The sequence below is a fragment of the Cellvibrio zantedeschiae genome (assembly GCF_014652535.1).
Classification (GTDB): Bacteria; Pseudomonadota; Gammaproteobacteria; order Pseudomonadales; family Cellvibrionaceae; genus Cellvibrio; species Cellvibrio zantedeschiae.
This window is the reverse complement of record NZ_BMYZ01000001.1, coordinates 524203-545912: the sequence shown is the minus strand read 5'-3', so window position 1 is coordinate 545912 and position 21710 is coordinate 524203. Positions and strand designations below refer to the sequence as shown.

Here is a 21710-nt window from a genome sequence, read left to right as displayed (position 1 = left end):
TAATTATTGGGATGCTGAAGCTTTGTACCAGCACTCATTTACGCCCTTAAAATTAGTGCGATAAATAAACAAATTACCCGCGTTTGGCTGAGCAGCAAGGGCTTGGTCGCTTAAGCCAATACGCGCGCTAGTCACAAACAGCAAATTCATTTCTTCGCCACCAAATGCCATGCAGGTTGGTTGGCTAACGATGGTTTTCAGCTCAAAGGTTTCTTCGCCTTGCGCATTATAACGAACCAGGCGACTGCCACCCCACTCCGCATTCCACAAATAGCCTTCTGCATCTATGGTGCTGCCATCGGGTTCGACCTGATCGCTGGTTTGGACGAAGACTATGCCTTCACCCAATGTGCCTGTTTGTGCATCGAAATCGTAAACCTTGATTTGATGCGAGGGAGAATCGGCGTGGTAAAGCTTTTTGGAATCCAAGCTCCAGCACAGGCTGTTGGAAATCGCCAAACCAGTAAGGTGTTGCGATGATTGACCTGCTGTATCCAAACAAAACAAACCAGCACATTGTTCCAGCGTATTGCGCTGCTCAACAATAGAACCTGCCCAGAAACGGCCTTGGCGATCAACCCGGCCATCATTTAAACGATTGCCCGTTAAGTGAGCTTCGGGTTTGGCTAACCACTCGAGCTCGCCTGTCGTTTTATCAAACCATGCAAAACCGGAAGCAAGTGCGAGCAAAATTCGCTCATCGCTTTCGCAGAAGGTAAAACAACCTACCGCTTCTGGGGTTGACCAACTTTGAAGTTGTTTTGATGCGAGGTGGTAGCGAAAAATTTTGTTGGATTTAATATCAGTCCACCACACCGCTTGGTCGCGGTGATTCCACTGCACACCTTCGCCCAAAATATTCGCGCAGGGAATTTGGTCAATCAATTCATAGCTGGTCATAAATTCTTATATGTCGTTTGGCTTGTCAGTTGTAGAAATAAAAACGCCCCGCTCACCTTGCAGTGGCGGGGCGCAGACTAGCATTTTTACAGCTTTTGACCAAGCAGGCGGATTACCACCATACGGTGTAGAAAGCGATTAACACTAACACCACACCTAAACAGGCAACGTTAAATACCGGCTCGGTTTTGAAATGGATTCCTTTAAGGTCGATAGCTTTTTCCTGAACCTTGCCGCCAGAAATATAAGTTACTGCAATAGCCAACACAGCACAGAGTACGAAAACGATGGCGATACGATCCATAAAAGGGAAATCGGCAGGCAACACAAACTTGGACAAAATTGACAGCGCTACAGAACCAATACCCGCTACCAACGCCGACAAAGCAGTCGCTTTTTTCCAGAAGAAACCCATGAGGAACATAAGCACTACACCGGGCGTAAAGTAAGCGGTGAAATCCTGAATGAATTGGAAGGCTTGGTCAGATTTGCCAATTAACGGCTCAGCAACCACCAACGCAATTACAATCGCAACCAACGCAGCAATACGACCAACTTTCACCAAATGCTCTTGCGATGCATTAGGGTTAATAATTTGTTTGTAGATATCCATAGTGAACAGCGTAGAAATACTGTTGGTTTTTGACGCAAGCGATGCACACACAGCGGCGACCAAACCAGCGAATACAATACCCAAAATACCGTGCGGAAGAATGTTAACCATCATCCAGGGATAAGCTTTATCAGATGGAGTTAAACCCGGTTGCAATACGGCAGCAGCAATACCTGGTAATACGATGATTACAGGCATCAACACTTTTAAGTAAGCAGCCAAGGCGATACCTTTTTGTGCTTCTTGCAAACTTTTTGAAGCGAGCGTGCGCTGGGTGATGTATTGGTTGAAACCCCAGTAGGAAATATTCATTACCCACATACCACCAATCAATACCGAAATTCCCGGCAAGTTTTTGTAGTTGGGATTGCTTGGGTCGAGAATCAAATCGAATTTTTCTGGTGCAAGCACAAGTAATTGTTTGAAACCATCAACCACACTGCTACCGCCGTGCATTTCAGCTACTTTTTCCAAACCGAGCCAGGTAATCAAAGCACCGCCCAATACCAAGAGCGTAACCTGGAATACATCGGTAAAGGCAACCGCTTTCATACCGCCGTAAACGGAATAGCAGAACGAGAATGCAGCCATTGCGATCATCGCATGCATCATATCCATCCCCGTTACAGCATTCACGGCGAGCGCGCCCAGATACATAATTGAAGTCAAATTCACCAATACGTAGAGCGTCAACCAGAAAATGGACATGACCGTGCGCACGCGGCGGTCGTAACGTTGCTCCAAAAACTCCGGCATGGTGTAAATGCCTTTGGCGATAAAAATTGGCAGGAAATATTTGCCTACCAAAAACAAAGTGATCGCCGACATCCACTCGTAGGATGCGATGGCGATACCACCGGCATAACCTGCACCGGACATACCTACAATTTGTTCAGCCGAAATATTGGCTGCAATTAACGAGGTTCCCACTGCCCACCAAGGCAATGCTTTACTGGCGAGGAAATAGTCCTGCGCATTTTTTTCGTGGCCGGCTTTTTCGCGCGATACGCGGTATGCAATGAACACCAGGACTATGGCGTAGAGCGCCAAAATCGCCAGATCGAGTTGACTAAGATTCAATGGAAACCTCCGATATATTTATAAGGTATTATTTATAAGATTTTATGTTTTTTTGTCAAAAAAAACTCGCACAAAACAGTGCGAGTTCAAAAAAGTTTTTGTTACAGCCGGCCGCCATCAACAATTAATTCTTGCGAGGTGATCATGGCGGCATCATCCGATGCAAGGAACAAAGCGAGTTTGGAAACATCGTGTGCACCCAAACGAGTTTTCAAACATACTTTTTTCATCAGCTCTGCTTCTTGCTCTGATGAAAGCCATTTTTCCAGTTGCTTGGGGGTGGCAACCCAGCCAGGCAAAATAGAATTGACACGAATATTGTCTGCACCAAAATCTGTTGCCAGCGATTTGGTAATCCCCAAAATTCCCGCCTTAGCAGCTATGTAACTCGCCAAATTGGGCGGCGCAAAATGGGTGTTAATAGAGCTGATGTTGATGATTGAACCACCGCCCTGCGCGCGCATCATAGGAGCCACGGTTTGCGCCGAGAAAAATACCGGGTGCAAATTTACCGCTAAACTCTGATGCCATTGCGCTTCCGTCAACGCGAGGGTTTCATAGCGCTGGTCATTAGCAGCATTGTTGATCAGCACGCGAATATCGCCGAACGCTTTTTGTGCAGCGTAGATACTTGCACGTAGCGATTCGATATCACTGACATCACAAGCTTGAAACCAGGGGCGGCTCAGGCCTTTTTGTTCAAGAGCAACACATAATTGCTCGGCAGCCTCAGCATCTACATCAACAAAAGCAACTTTGGAACCCTGGCTTACAAAAGCTTCAACCAAACTTGCACCAATACCCGTAGCACCACCTGTGATAAAAACCGTGCGGTTTTCCAGGCTGGCATAGCGTGTAAAACCTTCGTGTGAAGAGTAGCTATACATGGGTAAGTCTCGGTGATTACGGGTGAATTATCAGAGCTGCGCAATTTGATGCACCATGATAACTCACCAAGAGCCAAAAATTTACTCTGCCGGAGGTGTTTTCACCAGGGAGATATTAATCAGCTGCATAACTTCATTGAGCAAGTAGCGCACAGCCTCTGACGCGGCATTTGCATTGCCCGCATTAATTTCATCGTAAATTTTCTTGTGATCGTCGTAGCTGGCAGTGAACACGCCCTTCAGTTGGTTGGTGCTGGCAATACTTACACGCAAAGCAACCTGAATAAACTGACGCAATTGTAAAAAGAAACGGTTGTTGCTGGCTGCCAGGATTGCAGTATGAAATTCGATATCCGCACTGAGTGGATCGTCCTGCCCCAAGTCAGCTTTACGCATACGTTCAAGCGCATCGGCGATGGCTTTCATCTTGGATTTGTCGTTGCGATTCTCTGCCGCAAGGCGGGCAGCTTCTGGTTCAATCGCAATACGGAGCTGGGTAAATTCGCGAAGCAAATCCAGTGACGGCCGCGCATTCAGCGTCCAGGCCAACACATCAGGGTCAAACATGTTCCATTGGGAGCTTGGCATTACGCGTATACCCTGGCGCGGGCGCGAGGCCAACAAACCTTTGGCGGTCAGCATTTTTACGGCTTCACGGGTTACGCTTCGGCTGATATTGAACTGCTGCGAGAGTTCCGCCTCGGTGGGGAAGCTCTTATCAATCGCGTAGCTACCTTGAATGATTGCAGAACCAAGCTGATGGGTAAGTTGGTGGGTAAGGTTTCGACCGGAATCCAGCATATTCGTTTAGCCTATTTATATTATGTATGTACATTATACGCTGAGTCGCTGGCACATGAATAGCTGAACACGGATACAAACAAATGCTTATCCTGAATAGGTCGCTCCTGCGCCGCAAGCGGGCCGGGTCAATCAGCAAGCTGCTGCCGTTCGTTTTCGCGTGAAGCACGCTTCACAAAACGCTCAACTCACCCATGCGCCCGCGACATACGACTGCCATTGATGGCAGAAGTGCAGAAAATGCAGGAGCAATTTTCTGTCCGTTCATCCTGAACATAAAAAAAACCCATAGCGCGAGGATATGGGTTTTCGGCGGTCATTAAAACAGTTATTTGTCCAAGTCAGTGTGACGAACGTCTTCACCCTTAACCAGATAAATTACGTACTGCGCCAAGTTGCGCGCGTGATCTCCAATACGCTCCAAGGCACGCAACGACCACATGATGTTAAGCACGCGAGTAATACTGCGCGGATCTTCCATCATAAAGGTCACCAGCTCGCGCATTGCGGTACCATATTCAAGGTCTACGGTGCGATCCATCTGCACTACGTTCTCTGCCATTTCTATATCCAAACGAGCAAAGGCATCGAGCGAATCTTGCAGCATGCGCGATACCAAACCACCTATGTGGCGTACCTCAACATAACCGCGCGGAGCCAAACCTTCTGAACTCATGGCAATGGCTTGGCGCGCAATCTTTGACGCTTCGTCACCAATACGCTCCAAATCGGTAATTGCTTTGGTAACCGCGATTACCAAACGCAAATCACTCGCCGCTGGCTGGCGACGCGCAAGAATGCGAATACATTCTTCGTCGATTGACACTTCCATTGAGTTGACGGTTTTATCGGCGCGCACCACCTGCTCGGCTTTAGTGATGTCGGCATCAACAAGCGCGATAATCGCATCATTGACCTGACGCTGCGCCATACCGCCCATTTCGGACAAATGTTTACGAATATCGTCCAGCTCAATGTTGTACTGCTGGGATATGTGATGTGTGTGGCTTGTAATATCCATAGTCGGGACTCCGCCAAAAAAATACCGTGAGGTAAATAAATTTAATTAATAATTTTCACATAAAGTAGGGAATCGTCATCCTCGCGAAGCGGGGATCCAGTTGTTGACAGACTACAATCAAGAGCTGGATCCCCGCTTCGCGAGGATGACGACTCCTATAAATTAATAATCAACAGCGACCGGCACCTACCACCTTAATTTCTAGCCGTATCGACCAGTAATGTAGTCTTCCGTTTGTTTCTTAGTTGGATTAGTAAACAAAGTATCTGTATTACCATACTCAATCAAATCACCCATATACATAAACGCCGTGTAATCTGAAACACGCGCTGCTTGTTGCATATTGTGCGTAACAATGACAATAGTATATTTGTCTTTGAGTTCGTAAATTAATTCTTCAATTTTCAAGGTAGAAATTGGGTCGAGTGCAGATGCTGGTTCGTCCAGCAAAATAACTTCTGGTTCAATGGCAATTGCACGCGCAATAACCAAACGTTGTTGTTGACCGCCCGATAAACCGAAAGCGTTATCGTGCAGGCGATCTTTTACTTCATCCCAAAGTGCTGCACCGCGCAGTGAATTTTCTACCACTGTATCCAATACACGTTTTGAATTTACACCCTGCAAACGCAAACCGTAAGCAACGTTTTCGTAAATAGATTTTGGAAATGGATTTGGCTTTTGGAACACCATACCCACTTGACGGCGCAAATCGGCAACATCTATTTTCTTATCATAGATGTTGCTGCCATCCATTAAAATTTCACCTTCAACACGGCATGAATCTACCAAGTCATTCATGCGGTTAAAGCAGCGTAACAAAGTAGATTTACCACAACCTGATGGCCCGATAAACGCAGTCACTTTTTTCTCAGGAATGGATAAGCTCACGCTGTTCAGGGCGCGCTTGGGGCCGTAATACAAATTGAGATTCTTAACTTCCAGCTTGATGCTTTCAGCAGTTGTTGGACTGGTCATAACATTCGCCTGCTCAATAATAATAAATTTTTATGTCACCCTGATTGCAATTCAGTGACAAATTAGTCGGATGCGCTACGGTATTTTTCGCGCAAATTGTTACGAATTTTAATCGCCGTAACATTGAGAATTACAATTAACATTACCAGTATCAGTGAAGTCGCATACACCAGAGGACGCGCCGCTTCTACGTTGGGGCTTTGGAAACCCACATCGTAAATGTGGAAACCCAAGTGCATAATTTTTTGATCCAGATGCAAATAAGGGTAATTTCCGTCCACGGGTAAAGCCGGTGCCAACTTCACAACACCGACTAACATCAAAGGTGCTACTTCACCTGCGGCGCGGGCTACCGCCAAAATCAAACCTGTCATCATGGCTGGAGTTGCAAGAGGCACAACAACTTTCCATAGGGTTTCTGATTTAGTCGCACCCAAGGCCAAACTGCCTTGACGAATGGTGCTCGGGATACGCGACAAACCTTCTTCAGTAGAAACAATTACAATCGGCAAGGTTAGGAGCGCGAGTGTGAGTGAAGCCCAAAACAAACCGGGAGTACCAAAAGTTGGCGACGGTAAACTTTCTGCGAAAAATAATTGATCCAGATTTCCACCGAGGTAATACACGAAGAAACCCAAACCAAACACACCGTAAACAATGGAGGGAACACCGGCGAGGTTGTAAACCGAAATACGAATAATGCGCAGAAAAACTCCATCGCGCGCATATTCACGCAAGTAGATAGCAGCAAGTACACCGAAAGGCGTTACCATAATGGCCATTACAATAACCATAATAAAGGTGCCGAATATCGCCGGGAAAATACCGCCTTCTGTATTAGCTTCGCGCGGTTCGGTGGTCATGAACTCCCAGAAACGCTTGAGATAATCACCGGTTTTTGCAAACACACCCATTTCATTGGGGCGAGTTACGCGCACCAGATGATCAAGCGGTAAAACAACTTCTTTTCCATCTGCAGTTTTTGCCACTAGTTGATCGCGAGTAGCTTCGTGCAAAATGACATCGCGCTCTTTTTTAACCACTTCGTATTCTGCTTCCAATGCCGTTTTACGCTCTGCAAAACCGGCTTCAGCTTCTGCCATTTTTGCACCCGTAACACCTTTCAACTCCAAACGACGATGCTCAAGTTTCAGTTCCTGAATTGCGTTGTTAATACCGCCGATACGCACTTTTTCGATGTGAGCTATGTCATCGTGTAACTTAAGCGCGCGCTTCATGCGTGCATCAACTTCTGGCCAAAAATTCGCAGCATCCTGTGTTAATAAAGGTTTGCCATTTTCGTTGATGGAAACCAGATAACCGTAAAAATTTCCCCATTCGCGGCGCTCGATAGCGACCGCATCGCGCGGGTACTGCCATGCATCCATTCCGTTTTCCAGCACCCACATAAAATCGCGTGAGGTAATATCTTTGTTGCCGAGTTTAATTAAATAGCGATTCAACAACTCCTGCTCTTCCGGAATTTTATAACCGTTGTCACGCGCGATAGCTGCAGCAATAACTTCGCTGCGCACGACTTCGCCCATAATGATTTGTTTGTGTCCGGCGTTATCAGTCACGCTGGTTAATACAATATTTGCTGGCCAGAAGTGACCGAAACCGCGCACTGCAATTAACCCAAGCAAGCCAATTACCATCAGCATACACAGAGTTACAGCGCCACCGTTCAACCAAATCCACGGCGATCCACTTTTGTACCAAAGTACGGGTGTTTTCAATAAATTTTTCATGTTTTGAATCCCGTATTAAAGATTGCTGTAACGTTTACGAAGACTTTGGCGAACTATTTCTGCCACAGTATTTACAACAAATGTCAGTGCAAGGAGTAACAAGGCAGCGAGGAACAGCACGCGGAAATGTGTACTGGCTACGGCAGTTTCCGGCATTTCTACCGCAATGTTGGCCGACAAAGTACGCATACCTTCGAAGATATTAAAATTCACTACCGGGCTATTACCCGTGGCCATTAACACAATCATGGTTTCACCCACAGCACGACCAAAACCCATCATGACGGCAGAGAAAATACCTGGGCTAGCCGTTGGCAGAACGACACCAACCATGGTTTGCCAACGCGTTGCGCCAAGTGCAAGTGAACCTTGCGTGAGATGGCGCGGAACACTAAACACTGCATCTTCTGCGATAGAAAAAATACTCGGGATTACCGCAAAGCCCATCACCAATCCAACAACCAATGCGTTGCGTTGCTCGAATTTCACATCGTGATTAGTAAACCATTGTGGAAGGCTACCGTCGAAAAACCACACTTCCAGATAAGGGCTGATATCAATACACGCCCACACCGTCAAAATAATGGGCACCACTAAAATTGCCGCCTCCCAACCTTCGGGCACTTGCGCGCGAATGGCTAAAGGTAATTGGCTCCAAATAAAACCAACGATCAGCATGACGATAGGAACAAAAATTAAAATGCAGAAAATTGCGGGCAAATGATTTTCGAGGAATGGCGCAAGCCATAAACCGGCGAGGAAACCCAAAATAACGCTGGGTAATGCAGCCATAATTTCGATCGTAGGTTTTACCATGCCGCGTAGTTTTGGCGTCATGAAATAAGCGGTATAAATCGCACCCATTACACCGAGCGGAACAGCAAACAAAATTGCAAAGAGCGCAGCTTTGAGCGTACCTAAAGATAAGGGTACAAAACTCATTTTTGCTTCAAAGTTATCGCTACCCGAAGATGCCTGCCAAATATAATCAGGCGCATCGCGGCCTTCGTACCACACTTTTTCCCAGAGCATGCTAAATGAAACTTCCGGATGTTCGTTCCATACTTTGGCCATGCTGACTTTTTGTGTTTGATCCAACAACAAAACGCGACCATTAATTGGTGACAAACCAATTTTTTCAACAGGTGTTGTACCCATGGATTTAATTAACAAGGTACGTGCGGAAGTGCCGTAATAAATTCCAATATTGCCTTTGTTATCCGCAGCCCAAAAACCGCGGCGAGAAAATTCCGGCGCAATGTGCGTGACAGCCCCGGAAAGTGATTCGAAATCGCGAACATGGGTAACGTGGTAGCGATTGTTTTTATCGCGCACCATCAACCATTGGCTCACGCTTCCTTGTTCAGTACCAATTGCAAGTGAACCTGTGCTCACAAGAAAACGCATAGCAGTCACCTTGCCACCTTCAACCGTGACGGGTTCGTAGCGCTCCGCTGCATTAGGTTTGCTCAGGTTGTACAAATAGAGCTGGGATTTATCATTTGCCACAACCAGATAGCGCCCATTGTCATCCACTTGCATCTGCGTAACCTTTTCGCCTTCCGGTAGCGGAGGCAAGTTAAACACTTCTGTGCTCGTGGTGGTTTCTTCAGTAATAGGATTGGTTTTTGTGGTCACCATCGCCAGCAACAAGCGGTTATCGGCAGTGGCCGCAGCTAGCACGGGGCCGTTGCTAGTATCTTGAATCGCGAGAGTAGAAATCGCGGCTTTGTTAGGATCTAACGCAAACGGGGCTTCCCCCAAAGGAAAATCAAGGCTTGGGGTAACCACACGTTTGTCGTCGGGGTAACTTAAGTTGTATTGCGCTTTAACCACGGCAACTTCGCCGTTGCTGTAACCATAAGCGACTAAACCATGGGAGGACTCGCTGCTTGCCAAGGTGGTGAATTGCGCGTCCGCAGATTTGGGTACTTGCTGATTAATCGTGCCCGCACCGTCAAGTGCATTAAAAAATTGAACAGTGCCATTTCTATGATAGGTAGCGCCGATCTCTTCGTAGCGCTCAAGGGTAATAAATTCTGCCGGGCTAGAGGCAACTTGCTCATTCACCGGTAAGGAATAGGTTTTTTCGACATCGACTGAAGCACCGCGCAATAGTGGAATAACTTCTGAAAACAGGTAGACGAAAATCAACGCCAGCGATGCAACGACGGCTATGCCGGCCACCATAATGCCGTAACCCGATACTTTATCTTTGATGTTGCGCCAGCGACGCAATTTGGCGCGCTGCTCCGCGTTTGGCATCAATTCTGATGTCTTGGCAGCGATGGAAACAGGTTGGGACATAAGAATTCACCTACTGAGGTATTGGCACATAAAATACTAACAGCCGTAGATGACAGATTTGTTACAGCTCCTTGTATTAGCTCATCAACAGCATAAAAAAACCGCTGACATGCAGCGGTTTTTTCAAAGCCTAAACTGTGCAGATTATTTCAACAGCTTGGCCAAGGTTTTCTCTGCCAAATCAGCTGGTAATGGGATGTAACCATCACGCTCAACTGCTTGCTGACCTTGTTTAGACAATACGTACTTGAAGAATTCAAGCTGCAACTTATCCAATGGTTGGTTTGGCTTTTTGTTCACGTAGATGTACAGCTGACGAGCCAATGGGTATGAACCATCCAAACCGTGCTCAGCATCTGCTGGAATCAACTCAGAGTAAGAAGTTTTAGAAATTGGCAATGCACGCACGCCAGAAGTCTTGTAACCAATACCTGAGTAACCAATGCCGTTGATAGATTCAGACACGCTTTGTACCACTGATGCAGAACCTGGTTGTTCGTTTACAGTCGATTTGAAGTCACCTTTACACAACGCTTCTTCTTTGAAGTAACCGTAAGTACCTGATACAGCGTTACGGCTGTACAGAGAAATACCGCGTTTTTCCCACGCGCCAGTCAAACCTACATCACCCCAGTTAACCAAATCCTTCTCGCCACCACACTTACGGGTTGCAGAAAAAATGGCGTCTACCTGACCAATAGAAAGACCTTTGATTGGGTTATCTTTGTTTACATAAACAGCCAAAACGTCGATAGCAACCGGTACTTTGGTTGGCTTGTAGCCGTATTTAGCTTCAAATGCTTGTACTTCCGCTTCTTTCATTGCGCGGCTCATTGGGCCGAAATTTGAAGTACCTTCAGTCAAGGCTGGTGGCGCAGTAGAAGAACCAGCGCTTTGGATTTGAATATTTACGTTTGGATATAATTTTTTGTAGTCTTCTGACCAAAGGGTCATCAAGTTTGCCAAAGTGTCTGAACCAATACTGTTCACACTACCAGAAACACCGGTAGCAACTTTGTATTCTGGCAATTTTGAATCTACAGCTGCTTGTACGGCAACTGCACAAGTCATGGAACCAATAAGAGAACCGGCAAGCGCCAATCCTTTAATAAATTTGTTAGCGTTCATTGAGCGTTTCCTTTAGGAAAGGTGACGTAAATTTAAAGGTGAGCCTGCCTCACCCTTGACGCTCAATGTATCAACCAATTGTGACAAGTTTATGACTGAAACCACTTTGTTCGTAAATTTGTCACAATTGTGCGGCGGTTATTTCACCACCTTGAGGAAAGATTTTTTGGGAGTATCGCCACTGTTATCAGGCTTGGTTGGCGCAGGCTCGGGCGGCTGCGGCGGAGTTGGCGGAACCTCTAATTCAAACATCATTCCCTGCCCATTTTCACGGCCATAAATTCCCAATACAGCTCCGCACGGAACATAAATATTATTCACCACACCACTAAAGCGCGCACTAAACGAAACCGCTTCGTTGGCGATAAATAAATCCTTAACTGCAGAAGGCGCAATATTTAAAATAATCTGCCCATCTTTATTAATGTGTTGTTGCGGTACTGCAACACCGGGAACATTAGCGAACACAACCAGATGAGGTGTGCAATTGTTGTCGACCAACCACTCGTAAATGGCGCGCAACAAGTAAGGGCGATTCGATGTCATTTCCATAGCAAACTCACAACAAAAGAAAAAGCGAAAACCAGATTAACACCCAAAAGAAAGGGCGACCTATAGTCGCCCTTTTTCGCTTCCGATTCTAGTCAATCCTAGTGAATATCTCGCCAGAATTCTTTATTCAGGAAGTACGCACACAACGCAAAGATCAGGATAAAGAGCAAAACGCGCTTGCCCATATCTTCACGGTGAGTTGCTGCTGGCTCACCCAGGTAAACCATGAAGTTTACGAGGTCGTATGCCGCTTGATCAAATTCTTCTTTTTTCATTGAGCCTTTGATCGCGCCTTCAACCAAACCACCGCAGTGCTCATCAATTTCCACTTGCCCAATTGAGTTGCGCTCAGCATGACCGTGATGATTCAATTTTGGACCAGGACCACACTCCAACAAACCTTGTGGGCCAATCAGAACATGAGGCATACCTACGTTAGGGAATACACGGTTGTTTACACCCCAAGGACGAGACTCGTCTTTGTAGAAATTGCGCAGGTAGGTGTAAACCCACTCTGGTGAACGTGCGCGGGTTTCCAAGCTTAAATCAGGCGGTGTAACACCAAACCAAACCTTTGCTTGCGCCGGACGCATTGCAATTTCCATCAATTGACCAATACGTTGGCCACCCAAAATCAGGTTACCTTCCATTGCATCTTTTGGAATTTCCAAATCGTCAGCCACACGCTCAAAACGTGAATATTTAGCAGAGTGACAGCCCATGCAGTAGTTAGTGAAATATTTTGCACCGCGCTGCAAAGATTCTTTGTCTTTCAAATCTGCTTCAAACTTATCGCAAGGAATTGCGCCACATTCAAAGTTACCGGTGTTAGCAACAGCCTTGATCGGTACGATTGCAAGGATCAAGAACAACGCCAAACCACCCAATACGATTGGCAATGGCAAACCTTTAGCTTGTACGCGCTCTGGTTCTGGCAAATCTTTATCGCGCGCTGCAAGCAATGGCAACACAGCAAAAATCACTGCAAGCAATGCACAGAACACTAACAAGAGCGCAGGCACTTCAGCTTTGATGTAAGTGATTGTCATAGCCGCAAAAATAATCGCGAATACACCCGACAATACAAAGGATACTTTTGATTTCGCTTTTTCTACCTTAGTGGTTGTCCACACTGGCATGGTCACAAAGTAAGCAAAATAGAAAGTAGTTGCGATTTGCGACAAGAAGGTACGACCTTCAGTTGGAGCTTGTACACCAAGGTATCCCAACACAACGAACATAGCGGCAAAGCTCATCAAAGCAACACGTGGAATCCAACCGCGATAACGGATGGATTTCACTTTACTGCGATCTAACCATGGCAACACAAACAGAATTGCAATCGCCGCAGCCATAGCCACAAAGCCGAGGAACTTAGCGTTCAATGGACCAATTTCAATGGTTACCGCACGCAATACAGCGTAGAAAGGTGTGAAGTACCAAACCGGTGCAATGTGCGTTGGAGTCTTAAGATTGTTCGCCTCTTCAAAGTTTGCGTGCTCAAGGAAGAAACCGCCTACTTCTGGCATGAAGAACAAAATAAAACAGAACACAAATAAGAATACGCTGATACCAACCAAGTCATGCACGGTGTAGAAAGGATGGAAAGGAACACCATCTAATGGAATGCCGTTTTCATCTTTGTATTTTTTAATCTCAACACCGTCAGGGTTGTTTGAGCCTACGTGCTTATCGTGCAATGCCAAAATGTGCATTACAACCAACGCCAACAATACAATCGGCAAAGCAACAACGTGCAGAGCAAAGAAACGGTTCAATGTAATACCGGAAATCAGGTAGTCGCCGCGAATCCACTGAACAAGGTCTTCACCTACAACAGGAATAGCACCGAACAAAGATACGATTACTTGCGCACCCCAGTAAGACATTTGACCCCATGGCAATACGTAACCCATAAAGGCTTCGGCCATAAGTGCCAGGTAGATAGTCATACCGAAGATCCACACCAATTCGCGTGGAGATTTATATGAACCGTACATCAAACCGCGGAACATATGGAGGTAAACAACAACGAAGAATGCAGAAGCACCGGTGGAGTGCATGTAGCGCAACAACCAACCGTAATCCACATCGCGCATGATGTATTCAACAGAGGCAAACGCGCCTTCGGCGGTAGGGGTGTAACTCATGGTCAACCAGATACCAGTCACCAATTGGTTAACCAGAATCAACAGCGACAAAACACCAAAGAAATACCAGAAGTTAAAATTCTTGGGCGCATAATACTTACCCATGTGGGTATCCCAAGCTTTTTGTACGGGGAGGCGGTTATCAACCCAAGTCCACAAACTAACTAACCAATTCATCTTATGCCCCCTGGTCTTCGCCGATGATTACAACATTTTCGCTCTCGTAAAAATGCTTGGGCACTTCAAGATTGAGCGGAGCAGGAACACCGGTGTATACACGGCCAGCCAGATCATATTTGGAACCATGGCATGGACAGAAGAATCCACCCAACCATTTGTCGCCACCCAGATCAGCGGCGCCAACATCAGGGCGATACAGTGGCGAACAACCAAGGTGAGTACATACGCCTAACAAAATACCGAACTCTTCTTTAATAGCGCGGCTTTCATTTTGAGCATACTTGGGCTGTTGTGGAGCTTCAGATTTAGGGTCGCGAATAACGCCCTGCTCTTCCACTTTTTTCAAGCTAGCCAAAGCTTCAGGTGTACGACGAACAACGTAAACCGGCTTACCACGCCACTCAACGGTGACCATAGCGCCCGGTTCAATTTTGCTCATATTGAATTTGACGGGAGCACCAGCCGATTTGGCCTTGGCACTTGGGTTCCAAGACCCGACGAACGGTACGGCAATGCCAACAGCACCCGCTGCACCAACTGCAGTCGTAGCACCAATAAGCAGACGACGACGCGTTTTGTTTACAACGTCATTACTCATGACGAACTTCTCCCCTAACAGCTTTGACGGCCAGTAAACCACTGCAAATAAATGAATAAAGGCAATGATTTAGGATAATTTTGGTCAACCCCAAAAAAGCGGCAATCTTAAAGAAATTAAGCTTCTCTTACAAGAATAACCATACTTAACAAAAGGATTATTTAGATACAAAGAACATGAAGTGTAGATGCAAAAAAACGCCCAAGCCAACTTTGACTTGGGCGTTTTTTGATAATCATCAACTGGCGGCCAAATAAGCCTGCCGAGATAATTATTAACGCTTGGAGAACTGTGGCTTTTTACGTGCTTTACGCAAGCCAACTTTCTTACGTTCAACTTCACGAGAATCGCGAGTAACGTAGCCAGCTTTACGCAATTCAGAACGCAACTCTTCGTTGTATTCCATCAAAGCACGAGTCAAACCGTGACGAATTGCGCCCGCTTGACCGAAAGAACCACCACCAGCAACAGTAACATTTACGTCGAACTTATCGCTCAAACCAACCAACTCTAAAGGTTGACGAACAACCAAACGAGCTACTGGACGACCGAAGTACTCGTCCAATGGACGGTCGTTAACAACGATAGAGCCAGTACCGGCAGTGATAAAAACGCGAGCAGTAGAGGTCTTGCGACGACCTGTACCGTAATATTGAGTTGTAGCCATCTGTCAGCCCCTTATTAGATAGTCAGTTCTTGTGGTTGCTGGGCAGCATGTGGATGCTGGCTTCCTGCGTACACTTTCAGCTTGCGCAACATTGCACGGCCAAGTGGGCCACGTGGCAACATACCTTTAACAGCGATTTCGATTGGAGAGGTCGGTGACTTCTCAACCAAATGCTTGAAGCTAATAGACTTGATACCGCCAATGTGATTGGTGTGATGATAATAGATCTTATCAGTCAACTTTTTACCAGTCACACGAACTTTCTCAGCATTGATAATTACAATGTAATCACCAGTGTCTACGTGTGGAGTGTATTCAGGCTTGTGCTTACCGCGCAAACGAGAGGCTACTTCTGCTGACAGGCGACCCAAGGTCTTACCTGCTGCATCGATGATGAACCAGTCATGTACTACTGATTCAGCTTTGGCACTATATGTCTTCATGTTGTGTTTGCCTATGCTGGTTAATTAAAGTAGGAAAACCTACCGGAAAGTTTGCGGGCCTGCCCATAAAGGAGATGAGACGGTCCCACAGAAAAAGAGCGCGAATACTACACACTCAGACAGCGCATTTCAACCGAAATCTAACCCGCAAAGAAATACTCTTCAACATCATCGTCTGATGCGCTCATCGCAGCAAAAAGCTACCGCAAGAATCGAAAATTTAGGCAGAAGCTCTTCGAAAAACCACCAAAAACAATATTTTCATCACATTTTTAAACGTAAATCGCCGTTTCCCGCGTGAATGTCATAGTTCTTGCTGAGTGTTCATTTACTGAGCTAAAGCGTCATTTTTTTAGCGCTTTCTATCTGTGTGCTCAGGCCCATTACTCCTAACTAGCGACACACAAGGAATATGATTATGAGCAACACCTTTTATAGCGCCATTCTAAAAGTCCCGGGAATTGATGTTTTAACGCGAGAAGGCGCTGCCAATGCCTACGGTGCTGATACCGGAGCGAGCAATCGACTACCTAAAGGCGCGATTGTCGTTAAAGACGCCGATGCTATCGAAACCATTCTCGCGCTCGCCAACACCCACAAAACTCCGCTTTGGCCGATTAGCGGTGGTCGTAATTTTGGTTACGGTACGGCGCTACCGGTGGATCCCCGCAGCTACATTCTTGACCTCTCCAATCTCAAGCGCATCAATATAGATGTAGGATCGGCAACCGCGTTAATCGAACCCGGGGTAACCCAGGCTGACCTGCATGAAGCCATCAAAAAGAGCGGAGCCAATCTTTTGGTGCCTACTACCGGTGTGGGCCCAAACGGAAATATTCTGGGCAATGCTTTAGACGGTGGCTATGGCCTGACCCCCATCGCTGACCATTTTGCGGCCGTATGCGAACTTAGCGGTTACTGGGGTAACGGCACAGAATTTCGCCACACTTATCAAGACCTTAACTGCCCGGAAATGGCCAAACGCTGGAGCGCCGGAACAGGCTATTCCTGGTCTGGCCTGTTACGCCAAGGCAATTTTGGAATCGTCACTAAAGCGCGAGTGCAGCTTGCCCGCTCGCCAGAGGCTTGCCGTATTTTGATTTTTGAATGGAAAAGTGATGCCGAATTCGTAGCAGCCCAACCAGCGCTGAACCTGCTGTCAGAGGATATCCCCGGTATCGGGGGCATCATCATGATGAACAATTTCCGCATTCTTTCCACCCAGGTAGACACTCCATTGGCATCACCATTAGAAGGAAATGAGCGCGCTGATTTCCTACGTAAGCTCGCTAAAGAACGCAAAATTTCTGCTTGGACTGGCCTGGGAACCCTGTATGGCTCTAAGGCTTCTGTTAAAGGTGCTGTTGCAGATATTCGCCGCCGCCTAAAAGGCGTAAGAGTTTGGAGCTTCAGCCCTGAACAAATTCGCCAATTACAAAAAGTTGAGCGTTATTTGCCACGCTGGGGATTCGCATCCTTGCGTCGGCATTTTGGCGCTTTAGTGAACACTTTGGGGACTGTAGAGGGCTTTCCTATAGTCGCCTTCCTGAAAATCGCTTATGCGCTCGATCCAACCGCCAAAAAATTGGATGTAAAGTCTCATCCAGCCAAAGATGGCGCCGGCATTTTATGGTACGCGCCACTAGTACCCTTTAATTCTGACGAGGTTGAGCAATACCGTCAGGTGATGAGCGCTTGCTTGTTGCAGCACGGGTTCGATCCGTTATTGGCAGTAACCTCCCGCTCACCGCGCGTGCTATCTGGAACCATCCCCATACTCTTCGACCGCAAAAAACCTGAAGAAGTAGCCCGCGCTAAAGCTTGCTATCGCCATTTGGTGAAAGTGGGGCTTGAACACGGTTGGCCACCCTACCGTTTGGGCGTGGATTATATGGATTTGATCGCATGCCCTGCCGATTCACCCAGCGCAAAAGTACAACGCCTGCTGAAAAATGCATTGGATAAAAACAATGTAATAGCATCTGGTCGTTATGAGCATGCTAAACCGGTTGAAACACATGTAGAGATAGATTTAGAAAAGCTCATTGCGATCCCTGAAGATTATTCGCAGGAACTTGCGCTCGCCATACAGAAGGAGAATGCTGAGGCCTGATTTAACCTGATAGCATCGCACTCACTTAGGCCTGGATAGCTCTTAAATATCCAGGCTGCTTTTTATTTACATAGCAAGAAGTAACGAGAAGTAACGTCATCCAAATATATTCGCTCCCGATAAACTGGACTGATAAACTGCGCGCACCTTAACATCCGTATCTGCCACTATGATTACACAGGACTCACGCCTCTTCTGGCGCAATCACCTAATTATTCCGCTAACTATTTTTATTGCCCTTACCACAAGCATCGGGCTAAGTGACCTGAATATTAAGTTGGCCGACGCCCTCTATGCATGGGAGGGTGGTCATTGGGCGCTCAAAAATGCATGGGTCACGCGTGCGCTGATTCATGAAACCGGTAAACATATTTCGTTATCGATTGCATTACTATCTCTCATAGCTTTAATCACAACTTATATAAAACCCCAGCTAGTAAAATATCAGCGAGAATTGCTTTATTTAGTATGCGCGGCCGCGGGTAGCAGCGGATTAATTACCGTGTTGAAAGGTATTTCACACGTTTCATGCCCATGGGATTTTATCCGCTACGGCGGCGATCTTCCTTATCAAACAATACTTACCCAAATTATTCACACAAGTGGAAGCGGTTGCTTTCCTGCCGGCCATGCGAGCGGAGGTTACGCATGGCTTGCCTTTTATTTTTTGGGTGTTCACAGAAACTCTTCCTGGCGATGGGCAGGCTTGGCGTTTGCACTGGGTGTGGGATTGGTTTTCGGGATTTCGCAACAACTGCGCGGCGCACATTTTATTTCTCATGATGTGTGGACGCTGGGTATTTGCTGGTTTTTCTCGTTGTTTATGTACAAGTTAATGCTCCTTGATAAAGTCTCCGTGCGTTAACTTTCAGAGGTTTTTATGGCGCTATTCCGCAAGTCTTTAACACCCACCACAATTGATGATAAGAATTCCAGCCAATTTTTTTCCTGGCAGATGAATTCAACCAAATTCACGTTGTTATGCACTGCTATCTTTATTATTTTTTTCAACTCGGCATTTTTTAAAGCACTGCATAATGCTTTACCTATCGAAAATGTAAAATCTGCTATTTTTTTTGCAAGCGTGACATTATTAGTTGGTGCGGTTACTGCCTTAATACTTTCGCTTATCGTACTACCTAAGATTACCAAAACGATTATGGCGTTCCTGTTTATAACAGCCGCTTGTGTTGCCTATTTTATGAATGCCTATGGTATTGTGATTCACCAGAACATGATCCAAAACACAGTGGAAACAGATGTTAAAGAAGCCGCCGGGCTGTTCAACACCACTCTTGTTATATATGTTGTAATTCTGGGGATAATTCCGAGTTTACTATTATTAAAAGTAAAACTGGAATTTGGCAGTATCAAACAAGAAATTTGGCAGAAGCTTAAACTCTGGGCGATCATTTTGGTTTCCATCGTTGCCCTTATTGCACCACTTACTGCTGATTATGCTTCGTTTTTTCGCAATAACAAAAATATTCGCCAAATGGCAAATCCTGCCAACTTTATTTACGCTAGTATCTCTTACGCATCCGCCAGCAATAAATCAATTCATGTAAAAGCCATTGGTGAAGATGCAAAACTAAACCCAAAAGCAGCAACACATAGCAAACCAACGCTGTTTGTATTGGTTGTGGGCGAAACAGCACGTGCTGATCACTTCAGCATTAATGGTTACAACAAACCAACAACACCACTCATTGCGCAACAAGACATTATCAACTACCGAAATGTTTTTTCATGCGGTACAGAGACAGCCGTCTCGGTGCCCTGCATGTTTTCAAACCTGACGCGAGACAAATATTCCGATAAAAAGGCTAAATCCCAAGAAGGCCTGTTAGACATATTGAAACGTAGCGGCTATTCCGTATTGTGGCGCGATAACAATTCAAGCTGCAAAGGAACCTGTGATCGGGTGGACTATGAGCCCATGAAAGATTTAAAAATCTCTGCATACTGTAATGATCGCGAATGTTTCGACAATATTTTGCTGCATGAAATCGACAGTAAAATCAGCGCAATGAATGGCAACAAAGTTATTGTTTTGCACCCGAAAGGCAGCCACGGCCCCGATTATTACAATCGTTATCCTGAAAATATGGAAGTATTTAAACCTGTGTGCAAAGTCAATAAATTGCAGGATTGCACCAGCGAAGAAATTAATAACGCCTTCGACAACACTATCCACATGACTGATCAATTTTTAAATAACACTATTGAGTGGTTGAAAACACAAAGTACTAATTACAATACCGCCATGATTTATCTTTCTGACCACGGCGAGTCTTTAGGCGAAAATAATCTTTACTTGCATGGCATGCCCTATTTAATCGCACCAAACGAACAAAAGCATGTACCATTTTTCTTTTGGTTTTCGCGGGGCTTTGAACAGGAAAACAGCATCAATCGGCAATGCTTAAGCGACCAAACGAATACTGAGTATTCACACGATAATTTATTTCACACCACCCTGGGCTTGTTGAACGTCGACACCGGTTTATACAAACCGGAATTAGATATGACTTCTCAATGCAGAAAATAAAAAGCCCCGCCATTACTAACGGGGCTCTGGGAAATCTAACAAGAAATTTAAACGGGTTTTTGCTGAACCAAATTAAAAGAAGTATTTGGTTTGGCATTTACTTTCATTGTGCAACTGCCCCAAGCTTCAGGAATTTCCATTACACTGTCCAGCTTGTAAGGAAGCGTTGTTTGTTTATTGGTGCAATCAAAACCTAGAGTATTAATTTCTCCGCTAACTCCATTAAAGAAGAATCGCGGTTTAAATAATTTTGCACTCCAAACGCCAGATTCGTTAACGTTAATTTTTTGCACAAAATCAGTTTTTTCCTCGGCAATATCATCTAACTTTTTAACAGCTTGTACCACTGTCATTAACTCTGTTGAGGATTCAGGCACCTTGCGAAGGTTTGCCAGGGTTTCAATAGCGCCACCGATATCTTGCCTATTGTATTGGCGCTTTAATAAGCGCATTCCTGCCTCAACATATGCATTGGGATCAATATTACCAGCTCCAACGGCCATCAATTTTGACGCCGAATCAAACTCTAATTCCTGATTACCTGTTTTTCCGTAATACCAGTAATTTATAAGGTGAAGGCGAGCTCGCTCGTAATCATTCGCGGGCTTAATATCACGCAGCTCAGCGATAGATTTATCAGCTTTTTGCATATCGCCTTTTATAAGAGCATCCTGCGTTCGTTCAAATGCCCTTGCAAATTTTGGCCGTGATTGTTGGAGCTTATCGTTAACATCCCTATTAAATCTGTAGAGCGCATCTTTAGAGCTCGCCCCGTCAAAACCAACATCATTAGAATAGGTTTTTGCACCGTTCGGCCCAACCTCACCTCCATTATTAGACTGGCCGCCATCTAGAATCTGAGCAAAGGTAATGCTAGGGAAAAGGAAAATTGAAAAAAGAAAAGCTGCTGATTTAATCATAAAAACTCCTGTTATTGATTTATTGTGCCGCACCGAGTATACGAACACTTTATAAACAATACAAGAATAC

Annotated in this window: 18 protein-coding genes; 3 read left to right on the top strand and 15 right to left on the bottom strand. The window is 45.7% G+C overall.

From position 1 onward, the window contains the following. Positions 1–3 precede the first annotated feature (3 nt). From IE104_RS02450 to rplM, 14 genes are all read right to left on the bottom strand, one after another. Positions 4–900, bottom strand: a complete 897-nt coding sequence (locus IE104_RS02450) for an SMP-30/gluconolactonase/LRE family protein (RefSeq protein WP_189415756.1) — start codon at positions 898–900, stop codon at positions 4–6. Positions 901–1012: 112 nt separating this feature from the next. Further along, a complete protein-coding gene (locus tag IE104_RS02445) occupies positions 1013–2593 on the bottom strand; it encodes a sodium/sugar symporter (protein WP_189415755.1) in 1581 nt (526 codons plus the stop codon). A gap of 101 nt (positions 2594–2694) precedes the next feature. Beyond that, positions 2695–3480: an SDR family NAD(P)-dependent oxidoreductase gene (locus IE104_RS02440; RefSeq protein WP_189415753.1), complete on the bottom strand. Its 786-nt coding sequence runs from the start codon at positions 3478–3480 to the stop codon at positions 2695–2697. A gap of 81 nt (positions 3481–3561) precedes the next feature. Continuing rightward, positions 3562–4281, bottom strand: a complete 720-nt coding sequence (locus IE104_RS02435; RefSeq protein ID WP_189415751.1) for a FadR/GntR family transcriptional regulator — start codon at positions 4279–4281, stop codon at positions 3562–3564. 328 nt (positions 4282–4609) lie between these two features. Then, entirely contained in the window at positions 4610–5302 is a 693-nt protein-coding gene (gene phoU / locus IE104_RS02430; RefSeq protein WP_189415749.1) for a phosphate signaling complex protein PhoU, read from the bottom strand. Between the two features lie 201 nt (positions 5303–5503). Continuing rightward, the gene (pstB, locus tag IE104_RS02425) at positions 5504–6280 is read right to left on the bottom strand and encodes a phosphate ABC transporter ATP-binding protein PstB (protein ID WP_189415748.1); all 777 of its coding nucleotides are present in this window, start codon (positions 6278–6280) and stop codon (positions 5504–5506) included. Positions 6281–6342: 62 nt separating this feature from the next. Next, a complete protein-coding gene (pstA, locus tag IE104_RS02420) occupies positions 6343–8031 on the bottom strand; it encodes a phosphate ABC transporter permease PstA (protein WP_189415746.1) in 1689 nt (562 codons plus the stop codon). A 15-nt stretch (positions 8032–8046) separates the two neighbouring features. Beyond that, the gene (locus tag IE104_RS02415; RefSeq protein ID WP_189415744.1) at positions 8047–10338 is read right to left on the bottom strand and encodes an ABC transporter permease subunit; all 2292 of its coding nucleotides are present in this window, start codon (positions 10336–10338) and stop codon (positions 8047–8049) included. A 144-nt stretch (positions 10339–10482) separates the two neighbouring features. Next, positions 10483–11466, bottom strand: coding sequence for a PstS family phosphate ABC transporter substrate-binding protein (locus tag IE104_RS02410; protein ID WP_189415742.1), 984 nt, complete (start codon positions 11464–11466; stop codon positions 10483–10485). Positions 11467–11604: 138 nt separating this feature from the next. Next, positions 11605–12018, bottom strand: a complete 414-nt coding sequence (locus tag IE104_RS02405) for a ClpXP protease specificity-enhancing factor (protein WP_189415740.1) — start codon at positions 12016–12018, stop codon at positions 11605–11607. A gap of 98 nt (positions 12019–12116) precedes the next feature. Next, complete coding sequence (locus tag IE104_RS02400) at positions 12117–14345, bottom strand: ubiquinol-cytochrome c reductase (RefSeq protein ID WP_189415738.1); 2229 nt, start codon at positions 14343–14345, stop codon at positions 12117–12119. A gap of 1 nt (position 14346) precedes the next feature. Beyond that, positions 14347–14946: a ubiquinol-cytochrome c reductase iron-sulfur subunit gene (gene petA, locus IE104_RS02395; RefSeq protein WP_189415736.1), complete on the bottom strand. Its 600-nt coding sequence runs from the start codon at positions 14944–14946 to the stop codon at positions 14347–14349. Between the two features lie 274 nt (positions 14947–15220). Beyond that, positions 15221–15613: a 30S ribosomal protein S9 gene (gene rpsI / locus IE104_RS02390; RefSeq protein ID WP_189415734.1), complete on the bottom strand. Its 393-nt coding sequence runs from the start codon at positions 15611–15613 to the stop codon at positions 15221–15223. Positions 15614–15627: 14 nt separating this feature from the next. Beyond that, complete coding sequence (gene rplM, locus IE104_RS02385) at positions 15628–16056, bottom strand: 50S ribosomal protein L13 (RefSeq protein ID WP_189415732.1); 429 nt, start codon at positions 16054–16056, stop codon at positions 15628–15630. Between the two features lie 418 nt (positions 16057–16474). Between rplM and IE104_RS02380 the strand changes: the two genes are divergently transcribed. The 3 genes from IE104_RS02380 (at position 16475) to IE104_RS02370 (ending at position 20720) form a co-directional block, all read left to right on the top strand. Further along, a complete protein-coding gene (locus tag IE104_RS02380; RefSeq protein ID WP_189415730.1) occupies positions 16475–18169 on the top strand; it encodes an FAD-binding oxidoreductase in 1695 nt (564 codons plus the stop codon). 169 nt (positions 18170–18338) lie between these two features. After that, positions 18339–19034, top strand: a complete 696-nt coding sequence (locus IE104_RS02375) for a phosphatase PAP2 family protein (RefSeq protein ID WP_189415728.1) — start codon at positions 18339–18341, stop codon at positions 19032–19034. A gap of 15 nt (positions 19035–19049) precedes the next feature. Next, positions 19050–20720, top strand: a complete 1671-nt coding sequence (locus tag IE104_RS02370; RefSeq protein ID WP_189415726.1) for a phosphoethanolamine transferase — start codon at positions 19050–19052, stop codon at positions 20718–20720. A 47-nt stretch (positions 20721–20767) separates the two neighbouring features. Here the strand turns inward: IE104_RS02370 and IE104_RS02365 are convergent, their stop codons facing one another. Next, entirely contained in the window at positions 20768–21673 is a 906-nt protein-coding gene (locus IE104_RS02365; RefSeq protein WP_189415724.1) for a hypothetical protein, read from the bottom strand. Between the last annotated feature and the right edge of the window lie 37 nt (positions 21674–21710).

What these genes read in the sequence shown, in the direction of transcription:
- IE104_RS02380 (WP_189415730.1), top strand. Translation starts at nt 16,475, where the DNA reads ATGAGCAACACCTTTTATAGCGCCATTCTAAAAGTCCCGGGAATTGAT.
- IE104_RS02405 (WP_189415740.1), bottom strand. Translation starts at nt 12,018, where the DNA reads ATGGAAATGACATCGAATCGCCCTTACTTGTTGCGCGCCATTTACGAG.
- IE104_RS02440 (WP_189415753.1), bottom strand. Translation starts at nt 3,480, where the DNA reads ATGTATAGCTACTCTTCACACGAAGGTTTTACACGCTATGCCAGCCTG.
- IE104_RS02370 (WP_189415726.1), top strand. Translation starts at nt 19,050, where the DNA reads ATGGCGCTATTCCGCAAGTCTTTAACACCCACCACAATTGATGATAAG.
- petA (WP_189415736.1), bottom strand. Translation starts at nt 14,946, where the DNA reads ATGAGTAATGACGTTGTAAACAAAACGCGTCGTCGTCTGCTTATTGGT.
- IE104_RS02375 (WP_189415728.1), top strand. Translation starts at nt 18,339, where the DNA reads ATGATTACACAGGACTCACGCCTCTTCTGGCGCAATCACCTAATTATT.
- IE104_RS02410 (WP_189415742.1), bottom strand. Translation starts at nt 11,466, where the DNA reads ATGAACGCTAACAAATTTATTAAAGGATTGGCGCTTGCCGGTTCTCTT.
- IE104_RS02415 (WP_189415744.1), bottom strand. Translation starts at nt 10,338, where the DNA reads ATGTCCCAACCTGTTTCCATCGCTGCCAAGACATCAGAATTGATGCCA.
- IE104_RS02400 (WP_189415738.1), bottom strand. Translation starts at nt 14,345, where the DNA reads ATGAATTGGTTAGTTAGTTTGTGGACTTGGGTTGATAACCGCCTCCCC.
- pstB (WP_189415748.1), bottom strand. Translation starts at nt 6,280, where the DNA reads ATGACCAGTCCAACAACTGCTGAAAGCATCAAGCTGGAAGTTAAGAAT.
- pstA (WP_189415746.1), bottom strand. Translation starts at nt 8,031, where the DNA reads ATGAAAAATTTATTGAAAACACCCGTACTTTGGTACAAAAGTGGATCG.
- IE104_RS02435 (WP_189415751.1), bottom strand. Translation starts at nt 4,281, where the DNA reads ATGCTGGATTCCGGTCGAAACCTTACCCACCAACTTACCCATCAGCTT.
- phoU (WP_189415749.1), bottom strand. Translation starts at nt 5,302, where the DNA reads ATGGATATTACAAGCCACACACATCACATATCCCAGCAGTACAACATT.
- rplM (WP_189415732.1), bottom strand. Translation starts at nt 16,056, where the DNA reads ATGAAGACATATAGTGCCAAAGCTGAATCAGTAGTACATGACTGGTTC.
- rpsI (WP_189415734.1), bottom strand. Translation starts at nt 15,613, where the DNA reads ATGGCTACAACTCAATATTACGGTACAGGTCGTCGCAAGACCTCTACT.
- IE104_RS02450 (WP_189415756.1), bottom strand. Translation starts at nt 900, where the DNA reads ATGACCAGCTATGAATTGATTGACCAAATTCCCTGCGCGAATATTTTG.